Origin of the sequence: Duncaniella freteri, assembly GCF_004766125.1 — a bacterium.
Taxonomy (GTDB): domain Bacteria; phylum Bacteroidota; class Bacteroidia; order Bacteroidales; family Muribaculaceae; genus Duncaniella; species Duncaniella freteri.
In genome coordinates, this window is sequence record NZ_SJSA01000002.1 from 291,761 (window position 1) to 308,195 (window position 16,435).

The 16,435-nt window shown below is 48.3% G+C and carries 16 protein-coding genes; 1 reads left to right on the forward strand and 15 read right to left on the reverse strand.

Annotated elements, in window-relative coordinates; genetic code table 11:
- Positions 1 to 15 precede the first annotated feature (15 nt).
- The gene (priA, locus tag EZ315_RS11215) at positions 16 to 2,490 is read left to right on the forward strand and encodes a replication restart helicase PriA (RefSeq protein WP_135472157.1); all 2,475 of its coding nucleotides are present in this window, start codon (positions 16 to 18) and stop codon (positions 2,488 to 2,490) included.
- Here the strand turns inward: priA and EZ315_RS11220 are convergent.
- From EZ315_RS11220 to EZ315_RS11290, 15 genes are all read right to left on the reverse strand, one after another.
- Positions 2,452 to 2,862 carry a VanZ family protein gene (locus EZ315_RS11220; RefSeq protein ID WP_135472158.1) on the reverse strand — a complete coding sequence of 137 codons (411 nt, stop codon included), beginning with the start codon at positions 2,860 to 2,862 and terminating at the stop codon, positions 2,452 to 2,454. The two genes, priA and EZ315_RS11220, sit on opposite strands and share 39 nt — an antisense overlap.
- A complete protein-coding gene (locus EZ315_RS11225) occupies positions 2,847 to 3,392 on the reverse strand; it encodes a DUF3332 domain-containing protein (protein WP_135472159.1) in 546 nt (181 codons plus the stop codon). The genes EZ315_RS11220 and EZ315_RS11225 overlap by 16 nt, the downstream gene beginning before the upstream one ends.
- A gap of 40 nt (positions 3,393 to 3,432) precedes the next feature.
- Entirely contained in the window at positions 3,433 to 4,821 is a 1,389-nt protein-coding gene (locus EZ315_RS11230) for an MltF family protein (RefSeq protein WP_135472160.1), read from the reverse strand.
- Between the two features lie 64 nt (positions 4,822 to 4,885).
- Positions 4,886 to 6,052: an AIR synthase related protein gene (locus tag EZ315_RS11235; protein ID WP_135472161.1), complete on the reverse strand. Its 1,167-nt coding sequence runs from the start codon at positions 6,050 to 6,052 to the stop codon at positions 4,886 to 4,888.
- An 84-nt stretch (positions 6,053 to 6,136) separates the two neighbouring features.
- Positions 6,137 to 7,282 (reverse strand): universal stress protein, encoded by a 1,146-nt coding sequence (locus EZ315_RS11240; protein WP_135472162.1) that lies wholly within the window; start codon positions 7,280 to 7,282, stop codon positions 6,137 to 6,139.
- 123 nt (positions 7,283 to 7,405) lie between these two features.
- A complete protein-coding gene (locus EZ315_RS11245) occupies positions 7,406 to 7,666 on the reverse strand; it encodes a helix-turn-helix domain-containing protein (protein WP_135472163.1) in 261 nt (86 codons plus the stop codon).
- 170 nt (positions 7,667 to 7,836) lie between these two features.
- Entirely contained in the window at positions 7,837 to 8,619 is a 783-nt protein-coding gene (locus tag EZ315_RS11250) for a tetratricopeptide repeat protein (protein WP_135472164.1), read from the reverse strand.
- Positions 8,616 to 10,541 carry a BatD family protein gene (locus tag EZ315_RS11255; protein WP_170957533.1) on the reverse strand — a complete coding sequence of 642 codons (1,926 nt, stop codon included), beginning with the start codon at positions 10,539 to 10,541 and terminating at the stop codon, positions 8,616 to 8,618. The genes EZ315_RS11250 and EZ315_RS11255 overlap by 4 nt, the downstream gene beginning before the upstream one ends.
- Positions 10,462 to 11,304 carry a tetratricopeptide repeat protein gene (locus tag EZ315_RS11260; protein WP_135472166.1) on the reverse strand — a complete coding sequence of 281 codons (843 nt, stop codon included), beginning with the start codon at positions 11,302 to 11,304 and terminating at the stop codon, positions 10,462 to 10,464. The genes EZ315_RS11255 and EZ315_RS11260 overlap by 80 nt, the downstream gene beginning before the upstream one ends.
- On the reverse strand, positions 11,301 to 12,365 hold the full coding sequence (locus tag EZ315_RS11265; RefSeq protein WP_135472167.1) for a vWA domain-containing protein: 1,065 nt from the start codon (positions 12,363 to 12,365) through the stop codon (positions 11,301 to 11,303). The genes EZ315_RS11260 and EZ315_RS11265 overlap by 4 nt, the downstream gene beginning before the upstream one ends.
- A 14-nt stretch (positions 12,366 to 12,379) precedes the next feature.
- Positions 12,380 to 13,366: a vWA domain-containing protein gene (locus tag EZ315_RS11270; protein WP_135472168.1), complete on the reverse strand. Its 987-nt coding sequence runs from the start codon at positions 13,364 to 13,366 to the stop codon at positions 12,380 to 12,382.
- Between the two features lie 6 nt (positions 13,367 to 13,372).
- Positions 13,373 to 13,765 (reverse strand): hypothetical protein, encoded by a 393-nt coding sequence (locus EZ315_RS11275; RefSeq protein ID WP_135472169.1) that lies wholly within the window; start codon positions 13,763 to 13,765, stop codon positions 13,373 to 13,375.
- A complete protein-coding gene (locus tag EZ315_RS11280) occupies positions 13,648 to 14,373 on the reverse strand; it encodes a hypothetical protein (RefSeq protein ID WP_135472170.1) in 726 nt (241 codons plus the stop codon). The genes EZ315_RS11275 and EZ315_RS11280 overlap by 118 nt, the downstream gene beginning before the upstream one ends.
- Positions 14,374 to 14,408: 35 nt before the next feature.
- Positions 14,409 to 15,284 carry a DUF58 domain-containing protein gene (locus EZ315_RS11285; RefSeq protein WP_135472171.1) on the reverse strand — a complete coding sequence of 292 codons (876 nt, stop codon included), beginning with the start codon at positions 15,282 to 15,284 and terminating at the stop codon, positions 14,409 to 14,411.
- A gap of 27 nt (positions 15,285 to 15,311) precedes the next feature.
- Positions 15,312 to 16,307 (reverse strand): AAA family ATPase, encoded by a 996-nt coding sequence (locus tag EZ315_RS11290; protein ID WP_135472172.1) that lies wholly within the window; start codon positions 16,305 to 16,307, stop codon positions 15,312 to 15,314.
- Positions 16,308 to 16,435 lie beyond the last annotated feature (128 nt).

The window sequence follows — 16,435 nt, forward strand, 5'->3', positions numbered from 1 at the left end:
TACTAAATTTGGGGTATGTTATATGCCGAAATCCTCTTGCCGGTCCCGATTGCAGGGACTTTTACGTATCGTGTGCCTGCCGAAATGGAGAATTCATTGGGAGTGGGGCATAGGGTTATAGTGCCTTTCGGCAGAAGAAAATCCTATACCGGGATTGTCAGTGCGTTGACTCCGCTTGAGCCAATAGGTTATGAAGTCAAGGAGATTGCAATGCGTATCGATGACCGTCCGATAGTGCGCCATCCGCAACTGAAATTCTGGAATTGGGTTGCTGATTATTATCTTTGTACACCTGGAGAGGTGTACAAGGCGGCTGTCCCCGCCGGACTTAAGATAGAGAGTGAGACGTTCATATCTCCTGTCCCTGGATTTGAGGAGGATGAGAATTACAGACTTTCCACCAGGGAGCTTGCTCTGCTTGAAGGATTACTTGCTACCGGAGAAAAACGAGTGTCGCTTGACTCGCTCGCACGAAAAACCGGAATCACTACTGTCGGTCCTGTTGTGAATTCTCTCCTTGCACGTAATGCCGTGATGGTCTCAGAGAATCTTGTGGAACGATACCATGCTCGTAAAGAGACTTATGTCAGGCTTTCGGCTGCTCGTGGTGACAGTGATGCGCTACATGCCGCATTCGATGCGGTGAAGAAAGGTTCTAAACAGGAGTCCGCACTTCTTGCTCTCATAGAACTGTCAGGATTCATGAGGCAGGGTCTTGCCGAGCTGAATGAGGTGACTCGCACCGCTCTGATGGAGCGTTCGGGGGCGACTTCTACTGTAATAGCCGCTATGGCAAAAAAAGGGATAGTGGAAGTGTATACTCGCAAGGTGAGCCGGTTTTCCTATTTTGGTGTGTCCGGAGGGGGGCTTCCTAAACTAACTGATATTCAGGGTGCCGCTCTTGACAAGGTGCATAAATCATGGCTTGAAAAGGATATAACACTCCTTCATGGAGTTACGTCGAGCGGTAAGACCGAACTTTATATCCATCTTATTGATTATGTGATGCGTCGTGGCCGACAGGCCTTGTATCTTGTGCCCGAGATCGCTTTGACAACTCAGTTGACATCTCGGTTGCAGAGGGTGTTTGGCGACAAGGTGCTGATATACCATTCCCGATTTTCCGATAATGAACGTGTGGAGATATGGAACAGGCTTCTTGATGATCCGTCTCCGTGTGTGGTTATCGGTGCGAGATCATCAGTGTTCCTGCCATTCGGTTCTCTGGGGCTTGTCATAGTGGATGAGGAGCATGAATCTGCTTATAAGCAACAGGACCCGGCTCCAAGATATAATGCCAGAGATGCCGCTGTGGTGCTTGCTTCTATGCATGGGGCGAAGACACTTTTGGGTAGTGCTACCCCTTCGGTGGAGACATTCTGGAAAGCTGTGAATGGAAGATATGGACTTGTGGAGTTGTTGGAAAGATACGAGGGGGGACAGTTGCCGGAAATGCGTCTTGTCGATATGACACTTGCCAGGAAGAAGGGTGAAGTCAAGGGGATATTCTCTGATGAGTTGCGCGAGGATGTTTCCGGTGCATTGGGTCGTGGTATGCAGTCGATACTTTTCCTTAACAGGCGTGGTTATGCTCCGGTGGCACGTTGCAAGATGTGTGGCTTTGTGCCAAAGTGCGATCATTGTGACGTATCGCTCACTTATCATCGACGTATCGACAAACTGCTATGTCATTATTGCGGCACTCCTTATGCGGTTCCTGATGTATGCCCGGCCTGCAAGGAACCTGGGATTGAGGTGCTTGGTTATGGCACGGAACGTATCGAGGAGGAGGTTGATTCCTGTTTCCCTGGAGTTGCCATTGCACGTCTTGATCTTGATACCACAAGGAATAAGGACAGTTACGAGAATATTATAGAGGATTTCTCTCGTGGTAAGTCGCAGATTCTTGTGGGTACACAGATGGTGACAAAAGGGCTTGACTTCGGGAATGTCAGTGTGGTGGGTGTGGTTAATGCAGATGCGATAATCAATTTCCCTGATTTCCGTTCGGCTGAAAGGGCTTTTAATATGATAGAACAAGTGGCAGGACGTGCTGGCAGGAAGAATTCGGAAGGTAAGGTCGCTATTCAGACCTATAGTCCGTCCCATCCATTATTTAGGTTTCTGCTCTCTCACGATTATCACGGATTCTATGCCAATGAGATAGATGAGCGTCGCAGATTCAATTATCCTCCGTTTGTGCGCGTGATATATATATATATAAAGCATAAAGATCCTGTGGCGGTGGGATCGATAGCCAATGACCTTGCTTCAAAACTGAGGACCCTGCTCGGCAATCGTATATCAGGACCTGAAGAACCGACCGTGGCGAGAGTACAGACTCTATACATACGCCGCATAATGCTTAAGGTCGAGACGAATGCCTCGATCTCTAAAGTAAAGCAGTTGCTTAATGATGTGAGGATAGAGATGACTAATGCCGGACGGTTGTCAGGTGCGATTGTCTATTACGACGTTGATCCAATGTAGCCATCGGCACGCTGGGACAGCTGTGAAGGCTCCAAGCGTGTTGGCAAGCGCGTCGAATAAGTCGTTTCCCGTGCGTCCCAATTGCATGGCATATTGCAGGTATTCGACAGCGGCACCGATAATGGTTGAAATTAGTGCCACTAAGAGAGCTGCTCCCATGCTTAGTGGGCGTTCCATGCGCCAACGATCAAATAAGAATGTCCCTGTGAGGCCTCCGAACATTATGAAGTGTACCACTTTGTCTGCACCCTCAAACATATGTATACCTTCGTCGCCTAAAGGCTGTGGAAAGAGGGTGAGATAAAGAATAGCTATCAGCACCACCATGGTGGGCTGATAGCGTGGTATATTGCGGATTATCGGGCAGCCCACAATGAGTTGTCTGCTTGAGCACGATATGCGAGCAGTCCGTCGTCGGAGAGCTCCACTACCATACCTTTTCCATCGGCAGTAGGCATCTTCACGTGGCTGTCATCGACAAATGTCATGAATTCCATGCTTTCGCCTGAAGGCATGGCTACTGACCATGTCTGTTGTGCCATGTCGAAATCAAGACGCACTTCGGATCCGTCGTTCTCAGAAGTGATGGTGTAGCCTTTGCCGTCACATTCCACGATATAGCGGCCGTCCTGACCGTCAATGACTTTTTTGCCTGATGCCATAGGATTCGAGCCGCTCCAGAATTCAATCGAGTTGATCACAAGTACGTCGGCAAGTGCGGAAACCTCATACACAGGAAGAATCCAGAAACCGATGAATACGAGTTCGTTGACAATCTTGCTGCCGATTGATCTGTTCCATGAAAGAAGCTTGTTAGTGAGAGCGAAACTTCCGATACAGGATGTGAACACTGGGATTGAGATTGCGGCTACAAGAGCCACCGGAATTAAACGTTTTTTCATTAGAAATGTATTTTTAATTAGTGGAGATTAATTATTTCTTCTAACCGTGAACTTTTGATTTGGCATAATATGAATATACGCGGTTGACATAGTCGAAAGTCTCTCTGCCTCGCGAGTATCCGAATTTGACTACCGGATCTTTATAGTAGCGAGGATTGGATTTCCATAGTATCGCCTTTGCGACGTTATCGTCCCATTTCTGAGGATCGAGTCCGTATTTGTCGGCGAGTGCTATTGCATCAAGCACGTGGGCGAGGCCTGAATTGTAGGATGCTATGACAAACTTTTTTCTCTCCTGTTCATCCGGAACACGTTTGGCGAGCTGTTTGTCAAGGTCGTTGAGCAATTTCAGTGATGTCTCAACTGCCACATCATTCTTCATAACGCTTTTGGCAGTCTGTCCGTATCCCTTTGCTGTGCGTGGCATTATCTGCATGAGTCCACGCGCGCCCGCCCATGATACGGCCGTGGAGTCGAATTTGCTCTCCACATATGCCTGTGATGCGAGTAGCTTCCAGTCCCAATTGTATTTGTTTGCATAACGTTTGAACAGATGGTCGAAAGGGGAGACCCTTCCGGCTGTGGATACGAACTTGGTGCCGGATTCATTCTTGCTTAATTCAAAATACCGTTTCAGAAGGCGCGCCTGCTCTCCTCGGTTGACATCTGTGTTAAGCCATGCATCGATGCTGTCACCGAGCCATTTCTTGTCGGGAGCAACAGCCCATCCTGATCTCTGTTCGAAGCTCAAAGGCATGTTGATATCGAGATCATTGTAATACGTCTTATTGATTAGGGCGATATCGCTGTCTACTACCGTCAACGGTATCTTGCCTTCACTTACCATGGCTATGAGATCCTCAGTGATCATTGTATCCCTGCTGACAGGATGTATACGGATGCCTCCTCCAAGTTCCTGGTTGAGATTGTTCATTCGGGCCTCATATTTTGAGTCAGCCTCGACATACACATCTTTGCCTACAAGATCCGTGACATCTGTTATCAGTTCTTCTTCACCGAGTTTGGGCTGTACAAGCACCTGGGTAGTGATGTTCTCAGGGCCGCAGGCTACGACTTTCTCTTTATACTCGGCTGTGATGGGAACCTCATATGCGATAAGGTCGACCTTGCCTGAATCAAGCATCTCGATGGCTCGGGATAGCGAAGGGGCGATATTGACTTTCAGGGTCAGTCCGCGGTCTATAGCAATTGCCGTGATCAGTTCGTAGTCATAGCCCATTTCTTGCCCTTTGTATATGAAATAGGATGCAGGGCTGTAGAGTGTGACTACATGAAGGGTGTCTGGTATCTTGTGGAAAGTTGTTTCTTGCTTTTTTTGCCACTGTTTGCCGTTGTGGCATGAGATGGCACCACATATGAGTATCAGAGCTGTTGCAATTGTCGGTAGGATGGTGAGGGATCGTTTCATTGTGTAGAGAAGAGAGTAGGGGGCGGCAGCATTTCATATACGTTTCATGCTGCCGTCCTATGGGTTAGTACTCGAAGGTCCCGGCTTCGGTTGTGATAGTGAGACGGTTGGACTGAGCGTCCTCAACGCGTCCGACTATGCGGGCATCAATGTTGAAGCTTCTGGAGATGTCGATGACTTCCTGAGCGTGTTCGGGTGCCACATAGATTTCCATTCGATGTCCCATGTTGAACACTTTGAACATTTCGCTCCACGGTGTGCCGCTCTCTTTCTGTATGAGGTCGAAGAGCGGGGGAATTGGGAAAAGATTATCCTTTATTACATGTTTGTTGTTGACAAAGTGCATCACTTTGGTCTGGGCTCCTCCTGTGCAGTGTATCATGCCGTCTATGGCTGGACGCATCTCTGTGAGGAGTTTTTTTATGACAGGTGCATATGTCCGGGTAGGGGAGAGGACAAGCTGTCCGGCTGTAAGCTTGGTGCCTGGCACTGGGTCTGACAGGTGCTTTGATCCGGAATAGACGAGTTCATCGGGAACTGCGGCATCGAAAGTTTCCGGATATTTTTCAGCAAGATATTTTGCGAAAACATCATGACGCGCTGATGTGAGTCCGTTGCTTCCCATACCTCCGTTATATCGGTCTTCGTATGTGGCTTGCCCGAATGAAGCGAGACCTACTATCACATCACCGTCTTTGATGTTTGCATTGTTGATTACATCGGCGCGGCGCATACGGCATGTCACTGTCGAATCGACGATGATAGTGCGCACGAGATCGCCGACATCGGCAGTCTCTCCTCCGGTGGAATATATGCCCACACCCATTTCCCGGAGCTGAGCAAGGAGATCCTCAGTGCCGTTGATGATGGCTGATATGACCTCTCCTGGAATGAGGTTCTTATTTCGTCCTATTGTCGATGACACGAGAATATTGTCGGTGGCACCCACACAGAGAAGGTCGTCGGTGTTCATTACGATAGCATCCTGGGCGATTCCTTTCCATACACTCAAGTCGCCGGTCTCTCGCCAATAGGCATAAGCGAGTGATGATTTGGTGCCGGCTCCGTCAGCATGCATGATGTTGCACCATTCAGGATCTCCCCCGAGGATATCGGGTATTATTTTGCAGAAAGCTTGGGGGAAAATGCCTTTGTCGACATTTTTTATGGCGTTGTGTACATCTTCTTTGGATGCGGATACTCCACGCAGGTTGTAACGCTGGTCGCTCATGGGGTTGTCAGTTTATTGTTGTCAATAGTTGAAACTTTCCGGCAAAGTTACGAAAAAATGGATGAAGAATCAATATTAAATCTCTTATCCTTTTACAGGTATGGACATCAGCGGGATATCGGCATGAAACAGTAGCCTGTGGGCAAGTGTTGGGTTGAACAGGCGTGAGAATATGTTTTTTCTTCGGCTTCCGACTGCTATCATGTCTACCTGGTGGGCTGTTGTTATCATCTCGAAATCCTCTACCGGATTGGCGAGGGAAAGTGGGGATGCCTTGAAAGAGAATGCCGGATAATTGTTGCGGCAATATTTCAGCAGACGGTCAAGATCATCGGGCTGTGGCTTGGAGAATCGGCTTGGAGGGAGTGCCACCAATGTGATATTGAGTGTGCATTCGGGAAACAGTCGGTATAAGGTGTCGAGCGCAAGTATGTCCTCTTGGGATAGTGTGGTGAAGAACACCGTGTGTACAGGCATTCCTGATGATGCCCATGTGCAGTTTTCAGGGATTGTGAGGACTGAGGTTCTGCAGCTGTCGAGCACCTCGGCTGTGACGCTTCCTACAATGTTTCTGTTGTGGTTGTCGGCTCCGTGTGTCCCCATGACAGTAAGTATGTTCTTGTGGGCCGACAGGTAGTCGTCAACAGCTTCTTCAGGAAGACCTTCGGTGGTCTCTGTTGAGAACGGCACTCCAGGTATCACGCCGGAACGTATTTTGTCGCGCAGTTTCTCCTCAAAATTTTTCATCGACTTGTTGGCTATGCCTGCTATGCTCTTGTCCGCTTCGATCTCTCCTGTAGGATCGGTGTGATTGTCGAATGTTAGTGAATCGGATAGCTGCATAACTGCCTGTCTTGAGAATGACGGTCCGATATAGGAGTGCAATATATGGATATTTGTGTTCAGAGCCGATGCCATACGGAATGCCACAAGTGCTGCTTTGAGTGAATTCTCGGAATAATCCACAGGAACCAGTATCGTGCCTTTCTGACTGTCGCCTGATTCGACAGAATAGGACTGAGTCAGAATCTCTATGTTCTCGATAATTCTTAGGGCTTGTGGCAGGTCGCATTCTTTAATGCGCACTCTCACGCCTGATGATATCGAGGGGTTGGTCAGATTCACATTATGGAGCGTGACGGATATGCCTTCCCTTTCGAGGATGGATTTGAGGCGGTGGGCACGCTCATAAGTGTGTATGGCTACGGTGATGAGTCGGTCTGAGAGCATTCTGTTAATAATTATCGATATAATAGATTTAACGGACAGGAGGGCAAAAAGTTGGTTTTAACCATTACTTTTTGTCCTCCCGTGTAATGAAAAAAGAAGAGACGTGATTTCCCGCAGTATGGGTTACGCCTCTTTATTTAGGCCCTGAAGAATCTCCACAGCCATATCGTAGATTGTGGTATCGTCAAGTACCACGATGCCTCCGTCAGGTCCTGGCTCTATGTGGACTCCACAGTTCTTTCCAAACTCGTAATTGGTGCCGCCGAAATAGTTGCGCACAGTCTGGGGAGTGACATTCAGCCGGTCAGCAATCTGGCGGATCGATCCATCGGGCAGACTGTCCTTGATGCGGCGCAGGTCGTTGAAAGTGATGGTTTTTGTCATGATTTAGTATCGGTTTGGGGGGTGAGTAAATATGTATTTATAAAAGTTTAGTTTTAGTGTGTTGTTTTATTAACACGTCACTAAGTTATGACTATAAAATGACAAAAGCAAATATTTTGTTGAGAAATAAAAGATGTTTTTAAACATCTTTTATGGTAATCTGTTGAATTTCAAATTTTCTGCACAGCATTAGCATTGATCCATGCGCGATGAGCGTTGTCAACCTCTACGTCATACCATAGTGAATGGATGGAGTCGGTTGTGGAGCGTACCGAGTCAAGGATGGTCACCTTGGTGCCTTCATGTAGCAGCATGGCTTCCTGGTTTCGGTCCTGTGGCACTCTCGGAGTGGTGCTTAGTATGGTCGATGGCACAGTGATGATCGCCGCATTGCTGTCAGTGGCTATTGCTGCTGCCCTGAATGAGAAAAAGAGGCATACACAGGTGGCTATGAATGTGAATATCCCTCCAAAGAATCCTATCTTTCTGATCTTTACTACCTGAGAGAAGAGGTATGCTATAAGGGCAACAAGTGTGAGGATGAAACATGTGAATGCCATCCATGCCCATACGTTGGAATGAGCATAAGCCGACATGGCGTCAAGTGCGTTTCCGAGAAATGTGCCTCGTTCGCCTGGGCGGTCGGTGATCCTGGCGTTGACGAATGCAAGATTGTTGCGTGCATCCTCGTCGGCAGGGTCAAGGCGCAGGGCACGTTCGTAGGAAAGGATGGCATTGCCCATCTCGCCAAGTCGGTAATATGAGTTGCCGAGATTGTAGTAAAGTTTGGCTGACGGTCCTTCCTCTTGGATTACATTAAGATAGATGTCGGCAGCCAGGCGGAAGTTATCGGCATTGTAGGCTGAATCTGCCTGAGATATCAGTGGTGATTCGGCGCGGCTTGCGGCAAAAGTGCCGAGCAGCATTAATATGGCGAACAGAAGTTTTTTCATCGTTTTTCAAGATTGTTGATTGCTTTTGCTCCTTCCTCATATATTGAATCCATGCGGGTGGAGCTGTCAGGTGTGTAACGTGCCATCTCGCATTCGTCAAGAACGTTGACTATTGACGATATGGTTTCCTCGGAATATTCTTTTTCGGAGAGTCTTTCCACTATGTTCTGACGATTGAGCTGTGACAGGGGTATGGAAAGTTTGTCGGATAGATATCCCCATAATGCATGGAGCATCTCTTCATAGAACTTGTCATTGTCCCCTGCCGAGAGATATTTGCCGGCAAGTTTGAGACGTTTGGTCGCTACCTTGTTAGCCTTGGCTGTGCGCATGCGAGTTACGTCTGCATTACGGCGTGCACGCGTCCGGTTGGCAATGATTATGGCAGCAGCTGCAATGAGCAGTCCGAGATAGAGCATCCAGTAGCCTGTAGTTGTCACTACTATTGAGTGGCTTTTTGATGGATTCTTGTCGCCAAGATAGATGTGTCGGATGTCGGAATTTTTGTTTTCTATGGCTTTCTGGTCCTCGGTTGGAGCAGGGGTGGAAAGTCCTTTGGCTACCTTGATCGGATAAGTGGGAGTGCTGAGGGTCACATAGTCCCGCTTGGCTGGATCAAAGTAAACGAATTTGTCGCTTCCGATAGTGAATTCCCCCACACTCTGCGGTACAAAGGTGTATTCTACAGTCATTGTGCCTGAAACCTCGTTGCCGCTGACACTTGTTTGGATGTCACTCTTTGGAGTGTACTGTTCAAATTCGGTCGGGAAATCTATCTGAGGCTCCTTGAGGTACTTGATGTTGCCTGTTCCGGAGATGGTGTAGAATAGGGTGGCAGGGTCATTGGTGCGGAATGAATTCCCGACAAGACGGGATTCCACCTTGAATTCGCCTACGGCTCCGTTGAAGCCTTCGGGCTTTGGAGAGGGTAGGGGCTGGATGTCGATTGAACCGGTGTTGGAGCTGACCTTGATTTTGGTCTCTCGTGGCTGGCGTACCTGGAACATTCCCATATTGACATTGTCATACTGTATGACGGAGATGTCATAGTTGCCCGAATTGATGGTGAGCTTGCCGCTCTTCTGCGGAAATATGATACAATGTTTGAGGATTGCAGTCATGTAGTCCTGTCCGCGGTAATTCTCGATTTCATTGAGAGCTGGCTGTACATCAAGTTCCTGAATGAGAAATCCGTCAAATGATGGCTGGCGGGTAGGCATGAATGAGGATATGGAGTATTTGGTGTACAGTTTGATGGTACATCCGATAGCCTCTTGTTCATATGCTGAGTTGCGTGACAGTATGATACGGACAAACACGTCGTCGGCATTCACCTTGCGCCCTGCTGTCTGGGTGTCTACGTCGTCCACTGCCACCGGGCGTTGTGAGCCTGGAGTATCGCGCTCTGCACGTTCATGAACGGTGAAGTTGGCAGGTGCAGTGGTAAGCCTTTTGCCGTCAGCGAGCACTGATGCGGCAGGTATGGTGAACTGTCCTGCCTTGTCAGCCCTGTAATAGTAGGTGTATTCTATGGCTGACGATGACTCGGCGCGTCCGTTCACCACACTGTAGCTCTGAGACTGTGATGTGGATGGACCGAACAGCAGTGTGCATCCGTCGATTGCAGATACTTTTAGGTCGGAGCCGTCGGCGTTGGTGAGACGGAATGTCACAGGAAATTTGTCACCCTCATATATTCTTCCGGGGGCTTTGACAGTGAAGCTCACATTTCCGGCTGCTATTGAGACGGTGAATATGGCTAATATTATAAATAGTATGGAGAAACGTTTCATTTGCGGATATTGGATTGACCTGAATATAGCCTGACTGACAAGGCTTATGTTACCATGGGTTGGTGACCTGACGTCGACCGGGAGCGCCATTCTTCTGCCGTTCTGCATTGACGCGTTGGCGGGTGGCATTTTCCTCATTTTCCATAGCCTTGAGAATTTTTTCGGCATTCTCTTTGCTTATACCGGACTGCTGGCGTTGTTGCTGAGGCTGCTGTTGCTGGTCCTGCTGAGGCTGTTGCTGATCTTTGTTTTGGTCTTGGTCCTTGTTCTGGTCTTGATTTTGATCCTTTTGATCTTGGTTCTGATCCTTATTCTGGTCTTTGTTCTGTTCTTTATTTTCGTCCTTGTTCTGATCCTTGTTCTGATCCTTGTTCTGATCCTGATTCTGGTCCTGATTCTGGTCCTGATTCTGGTCCTGATTCTGCTGTTCTTCGAGTCGTTTCTGAGCTAAGCGAAGATTCTCACGAGCCTGATCATTGTCAGGATTGCGTCTAAGGGCATTCTTGTAAAGTTCGATACTTTTGGCATAGTCCTGACCGTTGAATGCGATGTTGCCAAGGTTGTAAAACGCTTTTTCAGCTACAGACATATTTTCGGCATCGCTTGCGAGCTTGCCGAGTATCTGTGATGCCTGCTTTTCGTTCTCTCCGGTCGATGTCCCCTGACGAAGCAGGGAAGCTGCAAGGTTGAACTGGGCTATCTCATTCATAGCATCAATTTCAAGAGCCTTCCGGTATGCGACTTCTGCATCCGCATACTTCTTGTCGTGGTACAGTTTGTTGCCTTCGACTATTAGATTGCGCTCCATGCGGGTTGAATTGTCCTCAGCATGCAGGCTTACGGCAGGCATAACAAATATGGAAGCCAATATTAAGATATGTAGTCTTTTCATTTTTCGCCTCCTTCCTCTTTGGTGAAGAAACGATATTTTTTGAGCCAGGAGATCTTGCGTGTAACCACGAATATGTCGGCTACAAGAAGTAGCAGTGCTATCCAGGCTACTATTGGGAATTGTTCACTCTGAGGCGAGAACGATTTTCGTTCGAATTCAGCCTGTTTAAGTTCGTCCATCTTTGTGTCGACAGCATTTATCGCCGAAGTGGATGCGCCGTTGACGTATATGCCGTCCCCGGCTTTGGCTATCTCGGCACCTGTCGATTCATCATGGCGGGTCACAACCTCTTCACCGGTCATTGGATTGATCATGTACCTGCCATTGCCTAATGGGATGCGTGCTCCGCGGGATGTGCCGAGTCCGATCACGTCCACCTGTATGCCTGCTCCCGAAGCTCGCTTGGCTGCGTCAACGGCATTGTCCTCGAAGTTCTCCGCATCGGTCAGCAGGACGATTGCCTTACCCATATCTTCGGTAGGAGTGAATGAGTTCATTGCCATTTCAAGTGCTGCCCCTATGGCAGTTCCTTGGGTGGGCACCATGTCAGTGGTGATGGAGTTGACAAACATTTTTGCAGAGATATAGTCGGATGTGATGGGAAGCTGCGTATAGGCGTCTCCGGCAAAGACTATAAGTCCTACCTTGTCGTTGGTCATCTTGTCGATCAGTTTTTCGAGGATGAACTTTGCTCGTTGCAGACGGCTCACTCCTGCCTCATCGTCGGTGGATGAGGCAAGCATTGAGTTGGAGACGTCAAGACACACCATCACTTCTATGCCTCGCGATGTCTCGGTCTCGGCTACATCGGCATCGAGTCCTGATGTAGCTCGCGGGCGGGCGAGCATTATCACGAGCACTGCAATAATGAGTAAAGAGAATATGAGTTTTACCCATGGCATATAGCGTGACACCTCAGGCATGAGATGAGCGAGAGTCTCGGGATTTCCGAATCGGCGCAGCTTACGCTTGCGTGCGATACGTGACCACAGATATAGGCCTGCAACTACTGGCAGCAGTAACAGGAGATATAACAGATGGGGATAGGCAAATGTAATCATACCTAAAATAGAGCTTAGGGAATTGTGCGAAGGAGAGTGTAACGCAATAATACTGCAAGACCGAAAAGACTGAGTGCGGCAATCGCCCAAGGCATATAGTCATCCTCGGTGGACGAGAAATTGCGTAGATCCATTTTGGTCTTTTCAAGCCTGTCTATTTCAGCAAATATATCCTTGAGCACATTATTGCCTGTTGCACGGAAATATTTGCCACCGGTGTTCTCAGCAATGGTCTTGAGGGTTGCCTCGTCGATCACGACCGGGAGCGGGGTGTATACGATGCGTCCGAATTCATTCTCCTGTGGGTAAGGAGCTGTGCCGTTTGTGCCAATTCCTATTGTGTATACCTTGATGCCAAGTTGCTTGGCTATCTCTGACGCTGTTATTGGTGCGACATTACCAGTGTTGTTGGAACCGTCGGTGAGGAGTATGATGCTTTTTGATTTGGCTTTCCCCTCCTTGATTCGATTTATGGATGTGGCAAGTCCGTCACCGATAGCTGTGCCGTCCTGAAGCATCCCCATCTTTATGTCGTTGATGTAGTTGGCAATCATTGATCGGTCGGTGGTCATCGGCAGTGAAGTGAAGCTTTCTGCGGCAAATATAACAAGTCCGATGTTGTCACCCTCTCTCCCTGACACGAACTTAGCTGCTACTTCTTTGGCCGCCTCGAAACGGTCGGGCTTGAAATCGCGTGCTAGCATTGATGTGGAGATATCTAGGGCAAGGACAATATCTGTGCCTTCTACACTCGATGTGTTCCATGAGTCACGAGTCTGGGGTCGTGCTAGGATCACTATGACGCATGCGATTGTCGCGAGCTGGAGCAGGAATACAAGGTGGATAAGCCATGCACGTAGCGGTGTGCGAAGCTTGGCGAATGGCTTCGTAGATGATATCGCGAGTGACGGATGCAACGAGCGGTGCTTATAGATGTACCACGCTATAAGCGGCACTAACACAAGTAGCAGCCATAGGTAATGTGGATGAGCCAGTTGCATATTTATTTATTTTTCAGTTTCAGATGTTGATGTTTTTTCTGCCGGAGCTGCCGGGCTGTCGGATTTATCCTGATCGACCGGTGGTAGAGGTTTGGTGTCCTCGACAAATTGCATTGCCGAATTGAAGGAGCGAGTGTTGTCCTCGGGAAGAGGTCGAACCTTGGCGAACTTCACGAAGTCAGCTGTCTCAAGCACCTGTTCCATATTGCGTTTGCTCAGTCGTGTCTCATCATTGGCTTGCAGCATATGGCGTATCTGTGTCGATGTCATCTCCATGGCATTTATGCCGAAGCGACCCTGGAGATATTGACGCAGAATGTCGGTGAGTCGGGTGTAGAATTCACGTTCACGCCCCTGTTCACATAGCTTGTCGGAACGAAGTGAGTCAAGTTCCTGCAATGCAAGTTCGTAAGGGGGATTACTATGGCTTTCTCCTTTGTCTCACCCTTGTTGCGTGACATACGTCTGAACAGGTAGTAACCTGCGCCGAGGATGATTATGAGAGCAAATATCCACAGTCCGTAATCTACCAGGAAATCCGGAAGATAATCTATAAACTTGCGGTCTACGTTTTCGACATCAGCGTAGTCATGTATGGTAGTGAGGGTATCTACGGGAACCGGCATCACTTTTAATACAAGTCGGTTGGATGCCACTGTCTCGTTGCCCTGTACATAACGTATAGGATTGAGTACGTAGGTGCCTGAGTCGAACGATTGCAGCAGCAGTTCCTGATTGATCTGTATACGGCCGTTGCCTATATCGGAGGTGTCGGCTTTGAGAGCGTTGAGTATCTCTACCTTGTCGCAAATGGTGTCCTTGGGGACAAGAAGCTGCCCTTGGGTTGAGGATGATGTTATCAGTTCGACATGCATCGGTGTGGCTTTGCCCATAAGAAGGTAAGCAGAGTCAAGCGAAACCTTCAGAGAAGTCTGCGCTGATACCGTTGCTGCCGATGTTATCGACAATGCGAGGATGGCAAATAATATGCGTATGTGTCGGATCATACTTTTGAACGTTAATCTTACGATGCGCGGCGTCATTATCTGACGCCACGGTTCTTGAAGAGAGCCATTAAGGCGCGGGCGAAATCCTCATCGGTAGCAATGGATGCGAGGTCTACGCGGCTTTTGCTGAGAGCTTCGGTCATAGCCTGCTGACGCTCGTACCACCATTTGCTGTAGGCTTTACGTGTTGACTTTGAAGAGGTGTCGATCCATCCTGTCTTACCGTTTTCGAGGTCTGTCACACGCATGAGCCCAATATCGGGAAGTGTGGTGTCACGCTTGTCATAGACCTGTATGGCTATGATATCGTGCTTGTTGGATGCCACCTGTAGCTGGCGTGTGTAGTCGTGTTTGTCGATGAAGTCAGAGATGAGGAATGTCGTACATCTTTTCTTGAGGGCATCAGTCATATAGCGAAGAGCCACACCGATGTCGGTGCCTGGGTTTTCAGGTGTGAAGTCGATAAGTTCACGTATGATCAACAGGATGTGTTTCTTACCCTTCTTGGGTGGGATGAACTTCTCGATTTTGTCGGAAAAGAAGATTACGCCGATCTTATCATTGTTGGTGATGGCAGAGTAGGCTATTGTCGCAGCAATCTCGGCAATCATCTCACGCTTGTCCTCTCCGACAGCTCCGAAGAGACGGCTTCGTGACACGTCGATTAGAAGCATCACAGTAAGCTCGCGTTCCTCCTCATATACCTTGATGTATGGGCGGTTATGGCGAGCAGTGACATTCCAGTCAATGTCGCGTACATCGTCACCATACTGGTATTCCCTGACCTCGGCAAACGTCATACCTCTTCCCTTAAAGGCCGTGTGGTACTCTCCCGCAAATATATTCTGGGAGAGACCACGAGTCTTTATGTCGATTTTCCTTACTTTCTTTAGCAGTTCGTTTGCTTCCATCAGTCTGCGATATTACACATTACTCAATTAGGGCACTTCAACCTTGTCAAGTATCTCGGAGATGATCTGGTCAGTGGTAATGTTGTTGGCCTCGGCTTCGTAAGTGAGACCGATACGATGGCGGAGCACATCATGACACACAGCCCTAACATCTTCGGGTATCACATAGCCTCTGCCACGGAGGAATGCATAAGCGCGTGATGCTCGTGCAAGGCCTATAGAAGCTCGGGGAGAGGCTCCGAAACTGATCATTCCGGCAAGATCCTTCAGACCGTGGTCCTGAGGATTACGGGTAGCGAACACTATGTCGACTATGTACCTCTCGATCTTCTCGTCAAGATAGATCTTCTGTACGATCTTCTGTACTTCGGTGATTTCAGATGGATGAAGCAAAGGCATAACCTTTTTGCGTTCGCCGCTGATGTTCTGACGGATTATTATCTTTTCCTCCTCTTTGGTGGGATAGCCTATAATGACTTTGAGAAGGAAACGGTCAACCTGGGCTTCAGGCAGGGGATAGGTGCCTTCCTGTTCGATAGGGTTCTGTGTAGCCATAACCAGGAACGGTTCATCAAGCTGGAAGGTGTCATCACCGATGGTTACCTGACGTTCCTGCATGGCTTCGAGCAGCGCGCTCTGCACTTTCGCCGGAGCTCGGTTGATCTCGTCAGCAAGCACGAAGTTGGCGAATATCGGACCTTTCTTTATCTGGAATTGCTCTTTCTGTATACTGTAGATCATGGTGCCTGTCACATCGGCAGGGAGGAGGTCAGGAGTAAACTGTATACGGCTGTATTTTGCATCGATGACTTGTGCGAGGGTCTTGATGGCAAGAGTTTTGGCAAGACCGGGCACACCCTCAAGAAGTACATGTCCGTTGGACAGGAGGGCGATGAGCAGGGAGTCTACGAGATGTTTCTGACCTACGATAGTCTGGTCCATTCCTTGTGTGACCAGACTGATAAAGTTGCTCTTGCCTGCAACGAGGTCGTTGAGCTCTCTTATATTAACCGTTTCGCTCATAATACGAGGTGTAATAGTTATGGTGTTTTTGAGTTGTATATTATCTTTATTTGTAATACAAAATTATATATTATAACAAACAAAGTGTGAAAAAGGTGTGTTAATTTTACAAAAAATGCCATCTTCAG